This window comes from Bradyrhizobium genomosp. III (assembly GCF_000261705.1).
Classification (GTDB): domain Bacteria; phylum Pseudomonadota; class Alphaproteobacteria; order Rhizobiales; family Xanthobacteraceae; genus Bradyrhizobium; species Bradyrhizobium ottawaense.
In genome coordinates this window covers 1-3909 of the sequence record NZ_AJQF01000469.1, presented here as the reverse complement: position 1 = coordinate 3909, position 3909 = coordinate 1, and the positions used below count along the sequence as shown (strand labels likewise).

3 protein-coding genes and 1 pseudogene are annotated in these 3909 nt (G+C 64.6%); 3 read left to right on the top strand and 1 reads right to left on the bottom strand.

Annotation, left to right across the window (positions count from 1 at the left end):
* Nucleotides 1-125: 125 nt before the first annotated feature.
* A complete protein-coding gene (locus IC66_RS0137075; RefSeq protein ID WP_038950975.1) occupies nt 126-1289 on the bottom strand; it encodes a hypothetical protein in 1164 nt (387 codons plus the stop codon).
* Here IC66_RS0137075 and IC66_RS46715 point away from each other — a divergent pair.
* From IC66_RS46715 to IC66_RS0137065, 3 genes and pseudogenes are all read left to right on the top strand, one after another.
* Nucleotides 1288-1698 (top strand): hypothetical protein, encoded by a 411-nt coding sequence (locus IC66_RS46715; protein ID WP_131233042.1) that lies wholly within the window; start codon nt 1288-1290, stop codon nt 1696-1698. The two genes, IC66_RS0137075 and IC66_RS46715, sit on opposite strands and share 2 nt — an antisense overlap.
* Nucleotides 1699-2065: 367 nt before the next feature.
* Nucleotides 2066-3337 (top strand): MFS transporter, encoded by a 1272-nt coding sequence (locus IC66_RS0137070; protein ID WP_038950974.1) that lies wholly within the window; start codon nt 2066-2068, stop codon nt 3335-3337.
* 365 nt (nt 3338-3702) lie between these two features.
* Nucleotides 3703-3909 (top strand): annotated as a pseudogene (locus IC66_RS0137065) (hypothetical protein); the annotation flags it as partial.

Below are 3909 nucleotides of genomic sequence, written 5' to 3'. Positions count from 1 at the left end.
GCCAGCCGCAGCCTGCGCAGGCGTCTTCTGCTGCGCCATCGCCCCGTCGCTTCCGCAGCACAGCTGCAGCGCCAGTGCCGTCACGGCTCGCGCGATCAATTGCATCGAATTGCCAAAGCCTGGCATCACCAGCCGACACGCATTCCGACGCGGCCGCCCAATCCGCCGCCGTTGGTGCCGTAGGTCAGGCCGCCGCTGGCCTGCACATGCTCGCTGACGCGCAGCGCCGCACTCATGGAGAGCGCATTGGTGTTCTGAAACGTACCCCAGTTCATGCTCATCGCGATCTTCTCGGACGGCATCAGCCAGGGCGAGCCTGACATCGCAAAGGCCATCGCGACGCCGTTGATCGCCTTGCCGGTCCTGCCGTCGAGGTCGTTGAGGCGGGCATTGATGCCTGCGAGCTGGCTGTTGATGCTTGCGATATCCGCGGGGCTCGCAAACCCGAGTGCACTGAGCGAGGTGGAGGCGAGATTGCCGGCCGCGTCCGTGGTGACGAGTTGCACGGGTCCGGACTGCGCGGCCGCGCTCGCAGCCGAGGTGACGCCTGTCATCGTGTAGGTATTGCTCGCGGTGCCGTAGACCTGCTGGTTGGCGCGGGTCGCGGTGGCGCCGTTGCCGATCGCGGTGGAGTTGGCGAAGGTTGCGGAGGCGCCATTGCCGAAGGCGGAGGAATTTGCGCCGGTCGCGTTGGAGCCGTTGCCCACTGCAGTGTTCGCGACACCGTTTCCGCTCGCGTTGGCGCCGTTTCCGACCGCAATGTTGAAGCTGCCGGTGCCGCTGGCATTGGATTGCGTGCCGTTCGCGATATTGCTCGAATTGGCGCCGTTGGCATTCGCCAGATAGCCGGTCGCCGCGTTGGAGCTGTTGGCGCCAAATGCGATGGCGGCGTTGCCGGTGGCGACGTTGTTGCTTCCGGACCCGCTCGCGTTGGTATTCATGCCGGTCGCGATATTGGAGCTGTTGTCGCCGGTCGCGTTGGAGTTGACGCCCGACGCGATGTTGCCGCTGCCGTTGCCGAAGGCGTTGGCGTTGCTCCCCGTCGCCGTGTTGGCGCTGGCGTCGCCGTAGGCCTTGGCGACAAACCCGTTCGCAACATTTCTGCTGTTGTTGCCGGAGGCATTGGAACTGCGCCCTGTCGCAACGTTCCTGCTGTTGTCTCCGTTGGCCAGGGCGGTCAGCCCGGACGCAAGATTGCCGCTGTTGTTGCCGCTGGCATTGGCTCCGGCGCCGGCCGCGATATTGGTGCTGTTGTCACCGCTGGCTTGCGCGTTGTTTCCGGACGCCATGTTTTTGCTGCCATCACCGCTGGCGATGGCTCCCGCTCCGGTCGCGCTGTTGAAGCTGTTGTTGCCGCTGGCGTTGGCATTGTTTCCGGTCGCAATATTGGAGCTGCTGTGGCCGCTGGCGTTGGCGCCGGTCCCGGTCGCGGAGTTGTTGCTGCCGTTGCCGTCAGCGGAAGCGGACGGCCCGCAGGCAAAATTGCTCGCTGAGCCGGCCGCCGTGGCGCCTTGCTCAGACGCGGCACCATCCACGCACACGAACTGGGCCCGGGCTTCCGGCCCGCCGGCGCAGGCCGCGATCACGGCAATGAGCGCCGTTGCAAGAAAAGCGGTGACCGGCGCCCGCAATGAAATGGTCATGTTCGTTCCCCACCCCGTCTTCCAAACCCGCAACCGGCAAGAAGAGGAAGAATGAAGACCGCCGTCACTTCCAGCCCCAATTCACTTCCAGCCCCAAGCCGCCACCACGCCAACGCGATCGACGTTTGGCGACTCTCAAAGCATGCGGCCGGTGGTTTTGGGAAGACGCGCGATGCACGAAAGCCTGCGCGGCCTATCGTCCTCCCATATTCATGGGGGCCGCCCGGTGTCCCGGCTTCTCAATCCGCGCACTCGTTTCGCGAAGAGGCGGACCGTTTGCCGAATGCCCGGCTGTTGCATGGAACCCACAACGGCGCACGAACTGCCCGTTTCGGCGGAGCCTCTGGCGCGCGCGCCGTGGAAATCGTGCGGGCCCACCCCATCTGCCAGTTTCGCTCCCCGCGACCCACGAATCGAGATCCATGACCGAACAGATGCTCGCCGCGCCGATCGACGATCCATCAGGACGCCAGCGCGGCTTCTCGCGCTATCAGGCGCTCCTCATTGCGCTGCTCGCGTTCACGCAGTTCACGATCATCCTCGACTTCATCATCATGTCGCCGCTCGGGGCCATCCTGATGCCCGCGCTCGACATCACGGCCGGGCAATTCGGCGTCGCGGTGTCGGCCTACGCGTTCAGCGCGGGCATTTCGGGCGTGCTGGCCGCCGGCTTTGCCGATCGTTTCGACCGCAAGCGCCTGCTGCTGTTCTTCTATGTCGGCTTCACGCTCGGCACCATGCTCTGCGCCGCCGCGCAGAATTATCACGTGCTGCTGCTCGGCCGGATCGTGACCGGATTGTTCGGGGGCGTGATCGGCTCGGTGGTGCTCGCCATCATCACCGATCTATTCCCGCTGCACCTGCGCGGCCGCGTGATGGGCTTCGTCCAGACGGCGTTCGCCGCGAGCCAGGTGCTGGGTATTCCGGCCGGGCTGTTTCTCGCCAATCACTGGAGCTGGCACGTCTGCTTCATTGCGATCGTGATCGTGTCGATCGCGGCGATCGCCATCATCGCCTTCGCCATGGAGCCGGTCGACGCGCATCTGAAATCGAAGCAGGACAAGAACCCGTTCCACCATCTGATCGCGACGATCGGACAGCCGCGCTATACGCTGGCCTTCGCCGTCACGACGCTGCTGGCGACCGGCGGCTATATGCTGATGCCGTTCTCCAGCGCCTTCACCGTGCACAATCTCGGCATCGACATCACGCATCTGCCGACGATCTATCTCGTCTCCGGCCTGTTCAGCATCGTCACGGGGCCACTGGTCGGCAGGGCAAGCGATGCGTTCGGCAAATATCCGACCTTCGTCTTCGGCAGCGTGGTGTCCGTCATCATGGTGCTGATCTACACCCATCTCGGCCACGTCGCGCTTACGACGGCGATCCTCGTCAACGTGCTGATGTTCGTCGGCATCTTCTCGCGCATGATCCCGTCACAGGCCCTGATGTCCGCAATCCCGGATCCCGACCAGCGCGGCTCCTTCAGCGCGGTCAGCGCCTCGCTGCAGCAGCTCTCCGGCGGGCTCGGCTCGGTGCTCGCCGGCGCGATCATCGCGCAGGCGCCGGATGGCTCGCTGATCCATTTCGACCGGATCGGCTACGTCGTCGTCGCATCGGCGATCGTCTCGCTGGTCGCGATGTACTTTGTGCAGAGGGCGGTGGCGGAGCGGGCGGGGAAAAGGGTGGTATGAGGGGCAGCAAAGGCGACTGAGCCGGCAGACCGTGCATCGCATGCGTGACGATCAGGACGCCGCCCACGGCGCTCTTGCGCGTTGGGACGCGATAGCCAGTGCGTGCCTTAACCGGTCCCGCCGTCATTAGTCGTCAGCGTAGCTCCTGTTCCACATTAAGGTGAACCGACACTGGGCCTTCGATGACCAAAGTTGCATGTATCACGTTTTGGTCGAAAATCTCGTTAGTCAGGTCAAGGCGCATTCAAAGGCATTGATTGGAGAGGGCGTAGCCGAAGCCGCATACCCCCCTCGTTTCCCCCTTCCCACTCGCCGTCCGGCCCTTCCGCCACACCGGCCGGTCGATGCGCGAACGGAGATCTCCAATGAAGCTTAAACTTGCCGCCGCGATGCTCGCCGCTAGCCTCCCGCTCGCATCGATGGCTTTCGCCCAGGGCACCGCGCCAGCCGACCTTGCAGTGATCGATGCCTGCCTGAAGACCGCGGAGAAAACCGGCGGTTTCGGCAGCGCGTGCGTCGGGCTCGTCGCCGACCCCTGTGACCTTGCCCCCATATGTGGAACGGCCCGCGAG

Coding starts and splice junctions, on each gene's coding strand:
- IC66_RS0137075 (WP_038950975.1), bottom strand. CDS start 1,289: ATGGCGTCCGGAAACAACGCGCAAGCCAGCGGTGACAACAGCACCAAT.
- IC66_RS46715 (WP_131233042.1), top strand. CDS start 1,288: ATGTTTTTGCTGCCATCACCGCTGGCGATGGCTCCCGCTCCGGTCGCG.
- IC66_RS0137070 (WP_038950974.1), top strand. CDS start 2,066: ATGACCGAACAGATGCTCGCCGCGCCGATCGACGATCCATCAGGACGC.